This is a genomic window from Mesorhizobium sp. C089B, from assembly GCF_030323125.1.
GTDB lineage: Bacteria > Pseudomonadota > Alphaproteobacteria > Rhizobiales > Rhizobiaceae > Mesorhizobium.
The window spans coordinates 2122366-2139543 of the sequence record NZ_CP100469.1; the positions used below are offsets into that span (position 1 = coordinate 2122366).

At 63.4% G+C, this 17178-nt stretch carries 14 protein-coding genes; 7 read left to right on the forward strand and 7 right to left on the reverse strand.

The features are described from left to right. Positions 1 to 51 precede the first annotated feature (51 nt). Positions 52 to 837: a TSUP family transporter gene (locus NLY44_RS10810; protein WP_023805453.1), complete on the forward strand. Its 786-nt coding sequence runs from the start codon at positions 52 to 54 to the stop codon at positions 835 to 837. A 52-nt stretch (positions 838 to 889) separates the two neighbouring features. Next, positions 890 to 1060 carry a hypothetical protein gene (locus NLY44_RS10815; RefSeq protein WP_023670429.1) on the forward strand — a complete coding sequence of 57 codons (171 nt, stop codon included), beginning with the start codon at positions 890 to 892 and terminating at the stop codon, positions 1058 to 1060. Positions 1061 to 1208: 148 nt separating this feature from the next. Here the strand turns inward: NLY44_RS10815 and NLY44_RS10820 are convergent, their stop codons facing one another. Beyond that, positions 1209 to 2684 carry a cobyric acid synthase gene (locus tag NLY44_RS10820; protein WP_286457148.1) on the reverse strand — a complete coding sequence of 492 codons (1476 nt, stop codon included), beginning with the start codon at positions 2682 to 2684 and terminating at the stop codon, positions 1209 to 1211. A gap of 2 nt (positions 2685 to 2686) precedes the next feature. Further along, positions 2687 to 3295, reverse strand: coding sequence for a dimethylsulfonioproprionate lyase family protein (locus NLY44_RS10825; RefSeq protein ID WP_023670427.1), 609 nt, complete (start codon positions 3293 to 3295; stop codon positions 2687 to 2689). Between the two features lie 148 nt (positions 3296 to 3443). On the opposite strand from NLY44_RS10825, the gene NLY44_RS10830 reads away from it, so the two are divergent. The 3 genes from NLY44_RS10830 to mmsB all read left to right on the forward strand — a co-directional run bounded on the left by NLY44_RS10830 (position 3444) and on the right by mmsB (position 6035). After that, positions 3444 to 4613, forward strand: a complete 1170-nt coding sequence (locus NLY44_RS10830) for an isobutyryl-CoA dehydrogenase (protein ID WP_023744727.1) — start codon at positions 3444 to 3446, stop codon at positions 4611 to 4613. Positions 4614 to 4655: 42 nt separating this feature from the next. Further along, positions 4656 to 5024, forward strand: a complete 369-nt coding sequence (locus tag NLY44_RS10835) for a four helix bundle protein (RefSeq protein ID WP_023691031.1) — start codon at positions 4656 to 4658, stop codon at positions 5022 to 5024. Positions 5025 to 5150: 126 nt separating this feature from the next. Continuing rightward, positions 5151 to 6035 carry a 3-hydroxyisobutyrate dehydrogenase gene (gene mmsB, locus NLY44_RS10840; protein ID WP_023805455.1) on the forward strand — a complete coding sequence of 295 codons (885 nt, stop codon included), beginning with the start codon at positions 5151 to 5153 and terminating at the stop codon, positions 6033 to 6035. Positions 6036 to 6460: 425 nt separating this feature from the next. Here mmsB and NLY44_RS10845 read toward each other — a convergent pair whose 3' ends face one another. From NLY44_RS10845 to NLY44_RS10865, 5 genes are all read right to left on the reverse strand, one after another. After that, positions 6461 to 7840, reverse strand: a complete 1380-nt coding sequence (locus NLY44_RS10845) for an aspartate aminotransferase family protein (protein WP_023805456.1) — start codon at positions 7838 to 7840, stop codon at positions 6461 to 6463. A gap of 52 nt (positions 7841 to 7892) precedes the next feature. Beyond that, a complete protein-coding gene (locus NLY44_RS10850) occupies positions 7893 to 8015 on the reverse strand; it encodes a hypothetical protein (RefSeq protein WP_023670422.1) in 123 nt (40 codons plus the stop codon). 32 nt (positions 8016 to 8047) lie between these two features. Then, complete coding sequence (locus tag NLY44_RS10855) at positions 8048 to 10117, reverse strand: prolyl oligopeptidase family serine peptidase (protein WP_023805457.1); 2070 nt, start codon at positions 10115 to 10117, stop codon at positions 8048 to 8050. 97 nt (positions 10118 to 10214) lie between these two features. After that, positions 10215 to 11372, reverse strand: coding sequence for an MFS transporter (locus NLY44_RS10860; RefSeq protein WP_023730703.1), 1158 nt, complete (start codon positions 11370 to 11372; stop codon positions 10215 to 10217). A gap of 110 nt (positions 11373 to 11482) precedes the next feature. Next, positions 11483 to 12676 (reverse strand): MFS transporter, encoded by a 1194-nt coding sequence (locus tag NLY44_RS10865; protein WP_023688132.1) that lies wholly within the window; start codon positions 12674 to 12676, stop codon positions 11483 to 11485. Between the two features lie 271 nt (positions 12677 to 12947). On the opposite strand from NLY44_RS10865, the gene NLY44_RS10870 reads away from it, so the two are divergent. Next, positions 12948 to 14525 carry a trimethylamine methyltransferase family protein gene (locus tag NLY44_RS10870; protein WP_023700316.1) on the forward strand — a complete coding sequence of 526 codons (1578 nt, stop codon included), beginning with the start codon at positions 12948 to 12950 and terminating at the stop codon, positions 14523 to 14525. A gap of 73 nt (positions 14526 to 14598) precedes the next feature. Next, a complete protein-coding gene (locus NLY44_RS10875; RefSeq protein ID WP_023805458.1) occupies positions 14599 to 17169 on the forward strand; it encodes a GcvT family protein in 2571 nt (856 codons plus the stop codon). Positions 17170 to 17178 lie beyond the last annotated feature (9 nt).

The window sequence follows — 17178 nt, forward strand, 5'->3', positions numbered from 1 at the left end:
CATGAGAAGGCGCGGCACCACCTTTCCCGCCGGAATGTTCAGAAAATCCCGATGCTCGACCTCGCTACCCAGACCGTCATCATGCTTGTCTTCGCCGCCTTTGCAGCCGGCTTTGTCGATTCGATAGCCGGCGGCGGCGGGCTGATCACCATCCCGGCCCTGCTGCTTGCCGGCTTCCCGCCGGTCGCAGCACTTGGAACCAACAAGCTGCAGGGCATTTTCGGCACCGCTTCGGCGACCATCCACTACGCCATGAATGGCCATGTCGATCTGCGCCGACAGCTGCCATCGGCGCTTCTGGCCCTTGCCGGCAGTGCCCTCGGCGCCTTGCTGGCGGCATTCGTGCCGGGTGATCTCCTGCGGGCGCTGCTGCCGCTGCTTTTAATCGCCATCGCGATCTACTTCGCCGTGAAACCCAACATGAACGATGTCGACCGCGCCGAGCGCCTGTCGCCCTTCCTGTTCGGGCTGATCATCGCCCCTTTGGTCGGCTTTTATGACGGGCTGTTCGGGCCGGGAGCCGGCTCCTTCTACATGCTGGCCTTCGTCAGCCTCGCCGGCTTCGGCGTGCTCAAGGCCACGGCACACACCAAGCTGCTCAATTTCGCCTCCAACATTGGCGGCTTCATCGTCTTTGCTATCGCCGGCGTCGTCTACTGGAAGATCGGGCTGATGATGGGCATCGCCCAGTTCCTCGGCGCCCGGCTCGGCGCCAGCCTTGCCATCCGCATCGGCGCAAGGCTGATCAAGCCGCTGCTGGTGATCATCTGCCTCGCGCTGGCGGTGAAGCTGCTGGCCGATCCGGCGAACCCATTGCGCCAGCTAGTTGGTGTATGAGCCGCACGCCTGATAGGATGCCGTTGTACGAATCATGTTGGAGGGACCACACATGAATCTTAGTGCACCCACTCAGCTTGTTTTCATCATATCCCTAGTCATCGCCATCATCGGCGTGCTCGCCGCGCTTGGCGTTCTTGCGTTCATTCCTCTGGCTGCGGTGTGGATTGTCCTCATCGCATACATCGTGCTTGCCGCCGCCTGCCTGATGCGCGGCGCCTAGGCACCCGCGACCTCTGCAATTCGAAGCGCCCGGTCAAAAGCCGGGCGCTTTTGCTTTGGATGCATGGTCTGTTAGGGTCTTCCGCGGAAGGATGGCCACGAAGCAAAGCGGACGCGCAGCCCCGAGGATGACGAAACGGTGGACGGCCCTACCTCGCTAACCCAAAAATCGCATCGCAATCGAGATGGCGCTCCAGTTCGGCTGCGATCTCGTCCAGAGCGTTTTCCACGTCCGCCCGATAGTCGACGCCGCCGCCTTTCACGCCGAGGCTTTCCAGGAATCTCGCCCGGAAAGCGTCGGCGGAAAACAGGCCGTGCAGATAGGTGCCAAAAACCTTGCCGTCGGCGGAAATCGCACCGTCGTCGATGCCGTTGATCACAGCCGACGGCCGCGCCATGTCCGGCCCGGTGGTGCGGCCGAGATGAATTTCGTAGCCCTCGAGCGCCAGGCCGAACGGCACTGAGCGGGCGCTGACATTGCGCACCGTCTTTTCCGGTTCCATCACCGTCTCGATGTCGAGCAGGCCGAGTCCCTCGGCCTCGGTGACACTGCCCTCGATGCGATCGGGATCGCGCACCAGGCGGCCGAGCATCTGGAAACCGCCGCAGATACCGACGATATGGCCGCCGCGTTTGCGGTGCGCGAGGAGATCGCGATCCCAGCCATTCTCGCGGAACTTCATGAGATCCCCGATCGTCGATTTGGAACCGGGAATGACCACCAGGCCGGCATCCTCCGGCAAGCGCTGCCCCGGCGGCACGAACACCACTTCGACCTGCGGCTCGGCCTTGAGCGGGTCGAGGTCGTCGAAATTGGCGATGCGGCCAAGCATCGGCACGGCGACCTTCAACGCCCGCTTCTCGCCCGATGCCAGGCGTTCGAGCACGACCGAATCCTCCGAAGGCAATCGCGCAGCCGCCTTCAGCCACGGCACGACGCCAAAGCAGCGCCAGCCGGTGAAGCTTTCGATCGACCGGATGCCGTCGTCGAACAGCGAGACATCGCCGCGGAACTTGTTGATGAGGTAGCCGACGATCATGCGCCTGTCTTCCTCCGGCAGGATCAGATGCGTGCCGGCGACCGAAGCGATGACGCCACCGCGGTCGATGTCGCCGACCAGGATGACCGGCACGTCGGCGCGCGTGGCAAAGCCCATATTGGCGATGTCGCGGCTGCGCAGGTTGATTTCGGCCGGCGATCCGGCGCCCTCGACGACGACCAGATCGGCGCCCTCACCGACCTTCGTCCAGGACTCCAGCACGGCGTCCATCAGCCCCGCTTTCATTGTCTGGTAGTCGCGCGCTCGCGCCTCGCCGAACACCTTGCCCTGCACGATCACCTGCGAACCGATGTCGCTCTGGGGTTTGAGCAGCACCGGATTCATATGCACAGTCGGCTGAACACCACACGCCAGCGCTTGCAGCCATTGCCCACGGCCAATCTCGCCGCCGCCGGGGCGGTCGTCGCCCGGAATGTCGGCGACGGCGGCATTGTTCGACATGTTCTGCGGCTTGAACGGCCTGACTTTCAGCCCGCGATTCCTGGCCGCGCGGCAGAGCCCCGCCACCAGCACCGTCTTGCCGACATCCGAACCCGTGCCTTGCAGCATGATCGCCTTGGCCATGCTCAGCCCCTGCCCTGCGCGCCGGAAACGGTCGATTTCTGCGCCAGCGGCCCGCCGCGCCAGATGTAGAGCGCCAGCAACGCTTCGCTGCCGGTGCGCATGGCATGGCTGACATTGGAGGCGTGATGGATAATTTCGCCCGCCTGGCGGGTGTGAAAGCCGCCTTCGCCCATGCGCCACTCGGTGCCGCCGGTCAGCGGAATGTAGATCTCCTCGGCAATGTGATGATGGTCGGGATAGGTGATGCCGGGCCCCAGGATCAGCAATCCGGCCGCGACCTCTTCATTGGCGAAATGGCCGCGCGTGCCAAACACCTCCAGCCAGCCGTATTTCTGCAAGAACGCTTCACCAAAATCGCTCGCGTTGTAGGTCTGCCCCCAGCACAGATCGTCACGACGCTCCGCCAGCAGTTGCACCAGAGGCTGCGGGTCCGGCGGCGCCAGTTCGACAATGCGGTCGAGCAGACCAAGGCAAGGCAGCGGATGCGCTTCGAGCACGCGCGCCGTCATATTCCAGCCGATCCGGGTCACGGCGTCCCGCACCAGCGCGTTGTCCACGCCCCGGAGATAGGCATGGAAGCGGTCGAGCAATTCGTCGAAATATGTCGGCACGCAATGCTCCGTTGATCCATTCATGCACAGCGGCTGCGCGGCGAGCCGGGTTGCGCGGCGGCATCATTGGTCTAGATTGAGCGGCGCGCAAAGCCAAAAACAACAGGCCAGCAAGCCAACCCCAGCTGGGGAACACAGGGAGCACGCCATGGACGCCGCGGTCGATGCGAGCACCAGTCAGTTCGAACTCAATGAGGAGCAGCGCGCCATCCAGGAGATGGCACAGGCCTTCGCCGCCGATCGCGTTGCGCCCAATGCGCTCGAATGGGACCGGGCAAGACACTTTCCCGCCGATGTAATCCGCGAGACCGGCCCGCTTGGCCTTGGCGGCATCTATGTCAGGGACGATGTCGGCGGCTCGGCGCTCGGCCGGCTCGACGCCGTGCTGATCTTCGAGGCACTGTCGCACGCCGATCCGGCGTTTTCCTCCTTCATCTCGATCCACAATATGGCGGCGTCGATGATCGACCGCTTCGGCGACGACGAGCAGCGCCAACGCTTCCTGCCGAAGCTGACCTCGATGGAATGGCTGGCGAGCTACTGCCTGACCGAGCCGGGCTCAGGCTCGGATGCCGCGGCGCTGAAGACGCGCGCGGTGAAGAGCGGCGACGACTATGTGCTCAACGGCGCCAAGCAGTTCATCTCCGGGGCCGGCGACAGCGACCTCTATGTCGTCATGGCGCGCACCGGCGCCGACGGGCCGAAGGGCATTTCCACCTTCGTCGTGCCGAAGGATGCGCCCGGCCTGTCCTTCGGCGCCAACGAGCACAAGATGGGCTGGCACATGCAGTCGACCCGCCAGGTGATCTTCGAGGACTGCAAGGTGCCGGCTGCAAACCTGCTGTCGGGGGAAGGCGCAGGTTTCGGCATCGCCATGGCCGGCCTTGACGGCGGCCGCCTCAACATTGCGGCATGCTCGCTCGGCGGCGCGCAATCGGCGCTCGACAAGGCTTTGGCCTATACGGGCGAACGCAAAGCCTTCGGCTCGAAGATCAACCAGTTCCAGGCGCTGCAGTTCCGGCTGGCCGACATGGAAACCGAACTGCAGGCGGCACGCATTTTCCTCTATGCTGCCGCCTCGAAGCTAGACCGCAAGGCGCCGGACGCCGGCAAATGGTCGGCGATGGCCAAGCGCTTCGTCACCGACATCGGCTTCAACGTCGCCAACGAGGCGCTGCAGCTGCATGGCGGTTATGGCTATCTTCATGATTACGGTATCGAAAAACTGGTGCGCGACCTGCGCGTCCACCAGATCCTCGAAGGCACCAACGAGATCATGCGCGTCATCATCGCGCGGGCGTTGATTGGACGGCAGTAGGCAGTAGGCAGTAGGCAGTAGGCAGTAGGCAGTAGGCAAAGGATGACCGGCAAGATCAACTCGTACAAGGATCTTATCGTATGGCAGCAGGCGATGGATCTGGCTGTCAGCACCTACTCATTGACCAAGACATGGCCCAAAGAGGAATTGTATGGGCTGACCAGCCAAATCCGCCGTTCAGCAACCTCTATCCCTGCAAACATCGCGGAAGGCTATGGCCGAGACAACCGAGGCTCCTATCAGCAATTTCTCAGGATAGCCCAAGGCTCGCTGAAGGAGTTCGAGACACACCTCCAAATCGCTCAACGCATTGGCGTTGCCACGCATGGGCAAGCTGAGCACCTGCTTCTGGCGGCCGAGGCCATCGGAAAGATGCTTCGCCAACTTATTATCAAACTCGCACCCGAATAGGTCGCCCTACTGCCTACTGCCTACTGCCTACTGCCTACTGCCTACTGCCTACTGCCTACTGCCTACTGCCTACTGCCTACTGCCTACTGCCTACTGCCTACTGCCTACTCATCATGGAGCACCGCTATGACCACCATCGCCTTCATTGGTCTCGGAAATATGGGCAATCCGATGGCTGCCAATCTCGTCAAGGCGGGGCACGCGGTGCACGGCTTTGACCTGATGCCGGAAAACCTCACCGTCGCCCGCGAGCATGGCGTCATTGTCACGGCGAATGCCGTGGCGGCGGTGAAGGACGCCGATGTCGTGATCACCATGCTTCCCGCCGGCAAGCACGTGCTCTCGGTCTACGAGGACATCGCACCCAAGGCCAAACCAGGCGCCCTGTTCATTGATTCCTCGACCATCGATGTCGAGTCGGCCCGCAAGGCGCATGCCGTAGCAAGGAAGCACGGGCTGCATTCGATCGACGCCCCCGTCTCCGGCGGCACCGGCGGTGCTGCTGCGGGAACGCTGACCTTCATGGCCGGCGGCGCCAAGGATGCCTTCGCCAAGGCCGAACCGGTCCTGAAGCCGATGGCAGGCCGCATCGTCCATTGCGGCGACGACGGCGCCGGTCAGGCAGCCAAAATCTGCAATAACATGATGCTCGGCATTTCGATGATCGGCGTCGCAGAGGCCTTCGTGCTGGCCGAAAAGCTCGGCCTCTCGCATCAGGCCCTGTTCGACGTTGCCTCGACCTCGTCGGGCCAGTGCTGGTCGCTGACCACCTATTGCCCGGTGCCGGGTCCCGTGCCGGCCTCACCCGCCAACCGCGACTACAAACCGGGCTTTGCCGCAGCACTCATGCTGAAGGACCTGAAACTGGCGCAGGAGGCGGCCCAAAGCGCCGGCGCGGTGACGCCAATGGGGGCCGAAGCGGCCCAGCTTTATGCGCTGTTCAACGCCCAGGGAAATGGCGGATCGGATTTTTCCGGCATCATAAATTTCCTTCGCGGCAGTTCTCTATAAGTTTCGAATTTGGCAGCGCTTTTCTCGATTTTTATTGCGCGGAAAAATTGCAAATTTAGATTTGCTTAAGCTCTCGATAACCCGGCGGTAACGATGTGCCTATATAACGGATGGCGAGGCGGACATATCGCATCCGCCCGGCGCTCCGGATCAGGTCTCGCGTACCGGAGCCCGTAAGTTTCGCAAGTGTATTGTTGGCGAAATGCCATGCGTATCTGGCAAAGCCGCGTTCCTATGGAGCGCGGTTTTTGCGTTTTGCAGTACTATACTGCTCGGTCTGAATTATTATTCCGATTGCAGCGTTCGGAATTGCCTCATGGCCTTCATTGACCAGCACGATCGGTGCGCTGACCCCGTCGACCCTGACGATAAGCAGGCGCACAGTCCGGGCGCCCTGTTTGCAAGGCGCCCGGCGCTCGTTCCATCTACTTCTTGCGCAAATCCGCTTGCGCCAGATCCAGCGCTTTGGCGATGCGATCGCAAGCCATGTCGATCGTCGCGCGGGTCCAGATCAGCGGCGGCGACAGGATCATCGTGTCGCCGGTGGCGCGCAGCATCAGGCCTTGCGCGATGGCGTGGTCGCGGACGGTGACGGCGGCACTGCCCGCCGGCAGGAAGCGCTCCTTGGTCGCCTTGTCCTTGACGATCTCGATCGCGCCCATCAGCCCGATCGATCGCACCTCGCCGACCAGTTCGTGGCCGGCAATGCGCTCTTGCAGCGCCTGGGCGAAGTAAGGTCCGGTGTCGTTCCTGACCCTGTCGACCAGGCCTTCGCGCTCCATGATCTCGAGATTCTTCAGCGCCACCGCGCAGGCCACCGGGTGACCCGAATAGGTATAGCCGTGGTAGAATTCGCCGCCCTTTTCGACCAGCGTCGCCGCGATACGGTCGCCGACCAGCAGCGCCGACAGCGGCTGATAGCCCGAGGTCAGTGCCTTGGCCGTGGTGATGGTGTCGGCCTCGACGCCGAAGGTCTGCGCCGCAAACCATTCGCCGGTGCGGCCATAGCCGGTGATGACCTCGTCCAGCATCAAAAGCACATCGTATTTGCGGCAGATGCGCTGCACTTCCGGCCAATAGCTCATCGGCGGTATTTTCACCCCGCCCGCGCCCATCACCGGCTCGCCGATGAAGGCCGCCACCTTGTCGGCACCGGCTTCGAGGATGGCGTCCTCGACGGCCTTGGCCGCGCGCAGGCCGAAATCATGGTCGCTTTCGCCAGGCAGCGCCAACTCATAAGCATAGGGCATCATGACATGGACGATGTTGGGAACCGCCCCGCCGAGCTGCTTGTGCATCAAATCCATGCCGCCCAGCGACGTCCCGGCGACGGTCGAGCCGTGATAGGCCGACTTGCGCGAGATGATGCGGTTCTTCTCCGGCTTGCCTTCCAGCACCCAATAGTGGCGCACGAGCCGCAGCGCCGTGTCGTTGGCCTCCGAGCCGGAGGAGCCGTAAAACACCTGGGCGATGCCCTTGGGCGCCAGCTCGGCCAGCTTCTTCGACAGCAGCACGGGCGTCGGCGTCGAGCATTTGAAGAAGGAATTATAGTAGGGCAATTCCTTCATCTGCGCGTAAGCGGCGTCGGCCAGCTCGTCGCGGCCATAGCCGACATTGACGCACCACAGCCCGGCCATGCCGTCGAGTATTTCGGTGCCGTCGGCATCGTAGATGAACGGGCCGTTGGCGTGGGTGATGATGCGCGAGCCGGTCTCGCGCAATTCCTTGTGGTCGGTGAAGGGATGCAGATGATGCGCGGCGTCAATCTGCTGAAGCTGCTTCAGCGAATAGTTCTGGTAAGTCATGGGTTTGCTCTTTCCTCTGGAATCAAACCGGCAAGCTGCCGGGGCGACTTCGTCAGAGGACGGCGGGCGGCGAATAGCCGATGCGGGCGCACAGCCTGAGCAGTTCGGCGCGCAGCGTGCGCGGCGACGGTGTCACCGCGACCCCGAAAGCGCCGGATGTGCTCATGTAGACCATGGCGGCAGTCTATGCCGCCCGAGGCCCGGAATTCAAGCGGTGCCGCTCAATACCCTTTGCAGGAAAACGTATTTCATGGCGGTTTGTGCCGCTTGCGGCCGGCGATCGCCACGCCCGCCATGGCCGCCTTCCGTCTCCTCGAAGAACAAGGTCTTGTCGTGACCTGCTTCCTGCAGCTTCGCGGCCATCTTGCGGGCATGGCCGGGATGGACGCGGTCGTCGGCGGTCGATGTCGTGAGCAGCACCGGGGGATAGTCGGCATCGGCCGAGACATGGTGGTACGGCGAATAGGCGGCGAGCCACTTGGCCTCTTCCGGTTTTGCCGGATCGCCATATTCGCCGATCCACGAGGCGCCTGGCGGCAGTTCGGTGTAGCGCAGCATGTCGAGCAGCGGCACCTCGATGATGACGGCGCCGAACAGTTCGGGATGCTGCGTCAGGGAAACGCCGGTAAGCAGGCCGCCATTCGAGCCGCCCTGGATGCCGAGGGAAGCAGCCGTGGCGATGCCGCGCCTGACGACGTCCTGCGCCACCGCGGCGAAATCGTCGAAGGCAGTCTGGCGATTGCCCTTCAGCGCCGCCTGGTGCCAGGCCGGCCCAAACTCACCGCCACCGCGGATGCAGGCCTGCACATAGGCATTGCCCTTCTCCAGCCACAGCCTGCCGCGCACGCCGGCATAGCCGGGCAGCAGCGGTATTTCGAAGCCGCCATAACCATAGAGAAGCGTCGGTACCGGACCCTTCTGGTCGCGCCGCCTGACGACGAAATACGGGATCATGGTGCCGTCCTTCGAGCGCGCCTCGAACTGTTCGGAGACCAGCGGCGCGGCGTCGAACCGCGCCGGCTGCGATTTCACGGTGGCCAGCGTCACCCCGTCATCGTCCGACCAGATGATCGAACTCGGCGTCAGGAAATCGGTGAAGGAGAAGGAGACGCTGGAACCGAAATGCTCGGCATGCGCGATGCCGACATTGCCGTTCTCGGGCAGCGCCACCGGCTTCAGCGACCAGCGGTCGCCGCTGCGCTCGGCGATAACGACCTTGCCGCGCACATTGTCCATCAGATTGATGAACAGCCGGTCCTGAGTGCGGGCAATGCCGGCGACCGAAACACGGTGCGCTGGCGCGAGCATGGTTTCAACAGGGCCCAGGTCGCCGGTGTCGATCCAGTGTTCGAAATCGAAGGAATAGAGGGCGTCCGGCAAGCACTCAGTGCCGCCCGGCGCCGTCCATGGGCTGCGCACCCCGAACACGAACCGGCCCTTGAACAGCGCGGTGTCGGTGACATCGTCCGGCAGCGGGATGCGCCGGTTTTCGCCCGACGGCAGGCGCAGAAAACTGTGCGAGGAGAAGAAGGCGATCGTGCGGGCCAGAAACAAATACTGCCTGTCGCCATCATGCTCGACCCCCGCGCCGGCCGCGAGATCCTGCTTCTCGGCCTCGAAGATCGGCGTCGCCTCCTCCAACCGGGTGCCGCGCTTCCACAGCTTGACGACGCGCGGATAACCGGACTGGGTCTTGTCGTCTTCATCGAAGGCAGCCGAGACAATGACCGTGTCCCTGTCCAGCCAGGAAAAGCCGGATTTCGAGGCGGGAGCGCGGAAGCCGCCCTCGATGAATGATTTGGTCTCGATGTCGAATTCGCGCATCTCGCTCGCATCGCCGCCATCCGGCGACATCGCCACCAGGCAAAGGTTGAAATCGGGGTAAAGGCGGCTGGCGCCGCTGAACACCCACTTCACCCCCTCCTTGGCCGACAGCACGTCGAAGTCGATGATCGTCTCCCACACAGGCTTCTCGGTCTTGTAGGAAGCAACCGTCGTGCGGCGCCAGAGGCCGAGCACATTGGTCTTGTCCTGCCAGAAATTATAGACTTGGCCGTTGAGCGCGGCACCGACCGCAATGTTGTCCTCGGCCGTCATCAGGTCGAGCGCCGTCTCGAAGGCCGCCTGGTAGGACGGATCGCCCTGTAGTTCGGCCACGGTGATCTGGTTCTGGCGATGCACCCAGTCGAGCGATTCCTTGCTGGTCCGGTCCTCCAGCCAGAGGAACTTGTCCTCCGCGGTGGCATCCGTCTGGCGTTTTGTCGTCGATTGGGTCACGCATGGTCTCCAGGCTAGTGGCGGGCAGCCCTGCCTACATCGCGTTGCAAGCGGTTTTATTCAAGATGGTACGTCAGGTCATCGGGGGAATGCGGCCTCAAACCATCCGCCGGCGCAGGACCGTGGCCACAGCCAGTGCCAGACAAATCGCGCCCAGCGTGATCGGCAGACCGGAGGCGCCGATCACATCCATGACGCCACCCGCCAGCGGCGGCACCACGATGCCGCCGATGCCCCACATCAGGGAGAAGGCGGCATTGCCGGCGACCAGCGCCGAGCCGGTAAAGCGCTCGCCGAGCTCGATGATCGACATGGTGTAGATGCCATAGGAGACCGCGCCCCAGATAAAGACGCAAGGCCAGATCAGCGGCGTCTCGATGAGCAGCGGCAACAGGGCGCAGCCCAGCACCGTCACCACGACGCAGATGAATCGCACCAGACGCGCCGTCAGCCGTTCCGCCAGCAAGCCGAGCGGCACCTGCATGGCGATGTTGCCTGCGATCATCACCGACAGCAGCGCCGACATGCGCGCTTCCGCGATGCCATAGTGCGTGCCGTAGACCGGCAGCAGCGCCAGCACGCCCTGTTCGAAACCGGCGGCAACGACCACCGCCGACAGCAATAGCCATGCCAGTGGCATGAAGCCCATGACCGAAACCCTGCGCCCGGCTTCGTCGACCTTCGGCAGTTGCGGCAGCACCAGCGCCAGGCAGGCGCCGCAGAAGATGAAGGCGGCGATCCCCACCAGGAATGGCGGCCATCCCACGGTGCCGACAACGAGCAGGCAGAGCGGCCCGGCAGCGAAGCCGGCCGAGATGATGGTTGAATAGACACCCATGACGCGACCGCGGCGCGATGGCGGCGCCAGTGCAATGACCCAGATTTCGCTCAAGACATAGAGCGGGTTGGTCACCACCCCGATCAAGAAGCGCAGCGGAAACCACAGATAGACATTCTGGGTCCAGCCGATCAGCGCAAGCACAATAGCCGAAAGCGCCGCGCAGGTAAGCGCGGTGCGCCCTGCCCCGAACCGGCGCGCCAGTGCCGGGATCAGCGGCGACGAGACAATGAAGCCGATCGGCGTCATTGCCGCCGAGAGCCCGATGATGGCCGGCGAAACGCCTTGGCGTTGCAGGATGAAGCTCAGCAGCGGATAGGACAGGCCTTGCGCGATGGCGAACACCGAGACGGTCGCGATCACGCCGCTGATCGCCGCCCACTGCATCTTCTCGTTGTCAGCTTCCGCCAGGTTCATCATTGGCACCTAAACCAGGCTCAGGACTAGCTTTTCTGTCCGACGCGGGTAAGCCCCGCCCCGGTAAAAACCGTTTGCTCCAGACAAGGCCTGTCATGAGTTTGGGCCTGTCAGGAGTTTTTGGGCCTGTCAGGAGTTTGGCGCTTGAACGATCGGTAAAGCGCGAAGCTCACCAGCAGCGCGTCGAGTCCGGCGATCACCACCGGCAGGCCGAGCGGACCGATGACCTGCATCAGCGCACCGGCGCCGGGCGGGCCGACAATGCCGCCGGCGCCCCACATCAAGGCAAAGGCGGCGTTACCGGCGACCAGCACGGTTCCCTTGAAGCGGCTGCCGAGCTCCACCAGCGCCATGGTGTAGACGCCATAGCCGACCGCTCCCATGACGAGAAGGACGAGCCAGATCGCCGGCGTCGTGATCAACAACGGCAGCAAAACCGCGCAGGCCGTTGTCGCCAACGCACAGAAGATGATCATCGCCCGCCCGCCGAAACGCTCGGCAAGCAGGCCGAGCGGGATTTGCAGGAAGATGTTTCCCAGCGACAGTGCCATCACCAGGGCCGCCAGCGTCCTTTCGGGCAGGCCATAGGCAGCACCGAAGACCGGCATCAATGCGTAGGTGCCCTGCTGGACCGCCGCCGAAACCAGCACGGCAAACAACAGCGCCGGCGCCAGCCTGGCGAAACCGAAAAAGCCGCCGGGCAATTGGCCGTCATCCTCGAAGCCGGCGAGGCTTGAGGAAACAGCACGAAGGATCGCGGCGCACAGGATGAAGCCGGCCATGCCGACCAGGAAAGGAACCCAGCCCGATATCCCTACCGCGGTCAGGACCAAAGGCCCCGCAGCATAGCCAGCGCCCAGCACGGTGTTGAATGCCCCCATCACCCTGCCGCGGCGCGACGGCGGCGCCAGCGACAGCGCCCATACTTCGCCCAGTATATAGAGCGGGTTGATGACGATACCGATGATGAAGCGGATGACGAACCAGCCCACCCAGTCCTGCAGGTAGCCGATGCCGAGGAAGCACAGCGCCCCAATCAATGAGCAACCCACAGCCAGGTTGCGCGCGCCGACCAGCCGAATGGCTGCCGGCACGAACGAGGCCGAAAGGATCAGGCCAAGCGGCATCATCGCTGCCGACAAGCCGATCAGCGCCGGCGACATGCCTTGCTTCTGCATCAGCAGCGTAAACAGCGGCGAGCTCAGCCCTTGCGCCGCACCGAACATCGCGAGGGCGGCAGTTACGCCGGCAAGCGCCGCCCATTGCGTCCCCGCTTCGCCATCGCTCGAACCGGTCGCAGCCATGATGCCTTCCACATGAATTGCCGGCCCATCCAGCGGCAAACCACTGAGCTAGCGGTTCGATTTAGGGAAAGGAAGGGCCGCGCCTGAAATCCCCTTGCGCCAAGAGCCGCAGTGGGCGCGTCCTGTCCGCTAATCCCCGGCAAGGTTGTCAACTATCGGACTGCCGTTCGGGCATGTCGCTTCCCTCGTCCTAGTGGTCGCCGCCTCCGCAATGGTCGGACAGCCGCCGGTCCATTATGCCGCCCGCTACCAGCATCGTACGAGGACCATCATGACCGCCGCCCTGCATCCAGCCGAACCGCCTTTGGCAACCGACCGGGCCCGTCGCGGTGGCCGTGCGGGCAAGCGCGCCGGCGGCTCGGCCGCCTTCGAACAGCCGGCTTTTCGGCAACTGAGAAATCCGCTAACGCCGACCAAGCTGGTCTCTGACGACGAGCTGGAATCGATCCACCTCGCCTCGCTGCGCGTCTTGAGGGAAATAGGCGTCGACGTGCTGCATGACGAAGCGCGCCGCATCATGAAGGAAAATGGCGCTGATGTCCGCGAGGGCAGCGAGCGCGTGCGCTTCGACAGCGACATGATCCTCGATCTCATCTCCAACTGCCCGTCGGAATTCACGCTCCATGCCCGCAACCCGGCGCACAATGTGCGCTTCGGCGGCAACAATGTGATCCTGTCGATGATGGCGTCGGCACCGAACTGCTCCGACCTCGATCGCGGCCGCCGTCCGGGCAACCAGCAGGACTACCGCAACTTCCTGCGCCTGGCACAGATGCACAACATCCTGAACTGCACCGGCGGCTATCCGGTCGAGCCGACCGACATCCACCCGTCGGTGCGCCACCTCGAATGCATCCGCGACCTCGCCACGCTGACCGACAAGGTGTTCCACATCTATTCGCTCGGCAAGGAGCGCAATGTCGACGGCATCGAGATCGCCAGGATCGCCCGCGGCATCAGCCATGAGCAGATGCTCGAAGAGCCGTCCGTCTTCACCATCATCAACACCAACTCGCCGCTGAAACTGGATGTGCCGATGATGGAAGGCATCATCCAGATGTCGAGCAAGGGTCAGGTCGTCGTCATCACGCCCTTCACCCTGTCCGGCGCGATGGCGCCGGTGACCATCGCCGGTGCGCTGGTGCAGCAAAATGCCGAGGCGCTGTCCGGCATCGCCTTTGCCCAGATGGTGAGAAAGGGCGCGCCGGTTGGCTATGGCGGCTTCACCTCGAATGTCGACATGAAGTCAGGCTCGCCGGCCTTCGGCACACCTGAATATATGAAGGCGCAGCTTGTCGGCGGCCAGCTTGCCCGCCGTTACAAGATCCCCTACCGCACCTCCAATACCTGCGCCGCCAACACCGTCGACGCGCAGGCAGCCTATGAAAGCGTGTTCTCGCTGTGGGGCGCCATCCAGGGCGGCGGCAATCTGATGATGCACGGCGCCGGCTGGCTCGAAGGCGGCCTGCGCTGTTCCTACGAGAAGACCATCCTGGACATCGACCTGTTGCAGATGGTGGCCGAGTTCCTCACCCCGCTCGACCTGTCCGACGAAGCGCTCGGCTTCGACGCCATCCAGTCGGTCGGCCCCGGCGGCCATTTCTTCGGCACCCAGCACACGCAGGACCGCTACAAGACAGCCTTCTACTCGCCCATCCTCTCCGACTGGCGCAATTTCGAAACCTGGGCCGAAGCCGGATCGCCGACCGCGCTGGAAAAGGCCAACAAGGTCTGGAAGGAGCGGCTGGCATCCTACGAGGAACCCTATATGGACCCGGCGATCCGCGAAGAGCTCAACGACTTCGTCGAAAAGCGCACGTCCGAAGGCGGCGCGCCGACCGATTTTTGATCGGCAAGCAACTGGCGGCATCCTGCCAACCGACACACCTGATTCAATTTACGCAAAAACGGACCTATCTCTCATGAAATCTCATGTAAAAGCGGTTGTCATTGGCGGCGGCGTCGTTGGCTGCTCGGTGCTCTACCATCTGGCCAAGGCCGGCTGGACCGACATCATGCTGATCGAGCGGTCCGAGCTCACCTCCGGCTCGTCCTGGCACGCAGCCGGCGGCTTCCACACGCTGAACGGCGATCCCAACGTCGCCAAACTGCAGGCCTATACGGTGCAGCTCTACAAGGAGATCGAGGAAATCTCCGGCCAGTCCTGCTCGCTGCATCTGACCGGCGGCGTGATGATGGCCGATACGCCCGAGCGCATGGATTTTCTGCGCCTGGCCCACGCCAAGGGCCGCTATCTCGGCATGGACACCGAGCTGATCACGCCCTCCGAAGCCAAGGCGATGTTCCCGCTGATGGACGAGACCAATTTCGTCGGCGCCATGTGGGATCCGGTCGAAGGCCATCTCGATCCCTCCGGCACGACGATCGCCTACTCCAAGGCGGCCAAGAAGCTGGGCGCCGAGATCGTGCTGCGCAACCGCGTCGTCGACTTGACGCAGGAAGTTGACGGCACCTGGAACGTCGTCACCGAACAGGGCACCGTCCACGCCGAGCATGTCGTCAACTGCGGCGGCCTGTGGGCGCGCGAGATCGGCCGCATGGTCGGCGTCGAACTGCCGGTGCTGGCCATGGAGCACATGTACCTGCTCACCGAGCCGATGCCCGAGGTCGAGGAATTCAACAAATCGACCGGCCGCGAGATGATCGGCGTGCTCGACTTCAAGGGCGAGATCTACACCCGCCAAGAGCGCAACGGCATCCTGCTCGGCACCTATGAAAAAGCCTGCAAACCCTGGTCGCCGGTCAATACGCCGTGGGATTTCGGCCATGAACTGCTGCCGCCCGACCTCGACCGCATCGCGCCGTCGCTGGAGATCGGCTTCAAGCATTTCCCCGGCATCGAGAAAGCCGGCATCAAGCAGATCATCAACGGCCCCTTCACCTTCGCGCTCGACGGAAATCCGCTGGTCGGGCCGGTGCAGGGCCTGACCAATTTCTGGTGCGCCTGCGCCGTCATGGCCGGCTTCAGCCAGGGCGGCGGCGTCGGCCTCGCGCTGTCCAACTGGATGGTGCATGGCGATCCCGGCTTCGACGTCTGGGGCATGGATGTCGCCCGCTTCGGCGAGTGGGCCGGCCTGCGCTACACCAACGCAAAGGTGCGCGAAAACTATTCGCGCCGCTTCTCCATCCGCTTCCCCAATGAAGAGCTGCCGGCTGCGCGCCCTGCACAAACCACCCCGCTCTATGACACGATGCTCGCCAACAACGCCGTAATGGGCGATAGCTGGGGCCTGGAGACCCCGCTGTGGTTCGCGCCGAAGGGCAAGGAGCCGAAGGACGTCGTCTCCTTCCACCGCTCAAACGATTTCGGTCCTATCGGCGAGGAAGTGCGCGCCACGCGCGAACGCGTCGGCGTCACCGAAATCGCCAACTTCGCCAAATACGAAGTGTCGGGACCTGCGGCTGAGGATTTCCTCAACCGGCTGATGACCAACCGCATGCCGAAGATCGGCCGCATCGTGCTGACGCCGATGATCAACGAGTTCGGCAAGCTGATCGGCGACTTCACCATCGCCAAGGCAGGCGAAGACAGATTTATGATCTGGGGTTCGTCCGCCGCGCAGAAGTACCACATGCGCTGGTTCGAGAAGCATCTGCCGAAGGATGGTTCGGTGCGCATCCACCGCTTCGATCAGACGCTCGTCGGCCTGTCGATCGCCGGTCCGAAATCGCGCGACCTCTTGCAGAAGCTGGTCGATGTCGACATCTCGACCAAGGCATTTCGCTTCATGGATTTCCGCGAAATGGCGGTCGGCGGCGCGCCCTGCATGGTCAACCGCATCACCTATACCGGCGATCTCGGCTATGAAATCTGGATGGCGCCGGCCTATGAGCGTCTGGTCTACAAGGCGATCAAGGACGCCGGCGAGGAGTTCGGCCTCGTCGATTTCGGCATGCGCGCTTTGCTCTCCATGCGCCTGGAGAAGAACTTCCCGACCTGGTACCGCGAGCTGCGCCCGATCTACGGCCCGTTCGAAGGCGCGATGGACCGTTTCATCAAGCTGGAGAAGAACGACTTCATCGGCCGCGAGGCCGCCGCCAAGGAACAGGCGGAAGGGCCGAAACTGCGCCGCGTTTCCTTTATCGTCGATGCGGCCGACGCCGATGTCATGGGCGACGAGCCGATCTGGGCCAAGGTCGGCAAGGACTATGGCACGGTGGAAAAGCCGCATGGCTATGGCGCGCCACGCTTCGACATGGCGGGCAAGGAAGTGCGTGGCTCGAAGGCTGCCGAAGGCGCTTCCGCCGTGCGCGGCATCGTCGACGGCGACTGGCGCGTGGTCGGCTGGGTCACCTCGGGCGGTTATGCGCACTATGTGCAGAAGTCGATGGCGCAGGGCTATGTGCCGGCGGCACTCGCCGAGGACGAAAGTGCCGGACTGTTCGAGATCGAGATCCTCGGCCACCGGCGTCCGGCGCGTATCAATGTCGAGGCGCCCTTCGACCCCAGCGGCGAGAAGATGCGGACCTGAAAAGGCGAC

What these genes read in the sequence shown, in the direction of transcription:
- NLY44_RS10810 (WP_023805453.1), top strand. Translation starts at nt 52, where the DNA reads ATGCTCGACCTCGCTACCCAGACCGTCATCATGCTTGTCTTCGCCGCC.
- NLY44_RS10845 (WP_023805456.1), bottom strand. Translation starts at nt 7,840, where the DNA reads ATGACTTACCAGAACTATTCGCTGAAGCAGCTTCAGCAGATTGACGCC.
- NLY44_RS10850 (WP_023670422.1), bottom strand. Translation starts at nt 8,015, where the DNA reads ATGGTCTACATGAGCACATCCGGCGCTTTCGGGGTCGCGGTGACACCG.
- NLY44_RS10865 (WP_023688132.1), bottom strand. Translation starts at nt 12,676, where the DNA reads ATGGCTGCGACCGGTTCGAGCGATGGCGAAGCGGGGACGCAATGGGCG.
- NLY44_RS10870 (WP_023700316.1), top strand. Translation starts at nt 12,948, where the DNA reads ATGACCGCCGCCCTGCATCCAGCCGAACCGCCTTTGGCAACCGACCGG.
- NLY44_RS10820 (WP_286457148.1), bottom strand. Translation starts at nt 2,684, where the DNA reads ATGGCCAAGGCGATCATGCTGCAAGGCACGGGTTCGGATGTCGGCAAG.
- mmsB (WP_023805455.1), top strand. Translation starts at nt 5,151, where the DNA reads ATGACCACCATCGCCTTCATTGGTCTCGGAAATATGGGCAATCCGATG.
- NLY44_RS10875 (WP_023805458.1), top strand. Translation starts at nt 14,599, where the DNA reads ATGAAATCTCATGTAAAAGCGGTTGTCATTGGCGGCGGCGTCGTTGGC.
- NLY44_RS10815 (WP_023670429.1), top strand. Translation starts at nt 890, where the DNA reads ATGAATCTTAGTGCACCCACTCAGCTTGTTTTCATCATATCCCTAGTC.
- NLY44_RS10835 (WP_023691031.1), top strand. Translation starts at nt 4,656, where the DNA reads ATGACCGGCAAGATCAACTCGTACAAGGATCTTATCGTATGGCAGCAG.
- NLY44_RS10860 (WP_023730703.1), bottom strand. Translation starts at nt 11,372, where the DNA reads ATGAACCTGGCGGAAGCTGACAACGAGAAGATGCAGTGGGCGGCGATC.
- NLY44_RS10830 (WP_023744727.1), top strand. Translation starts at nt 3,444, where the DNA reads ATGGACGCCGCGGTCGATGCGAGCACCAGTCAGTTCGAACTCAATGAG.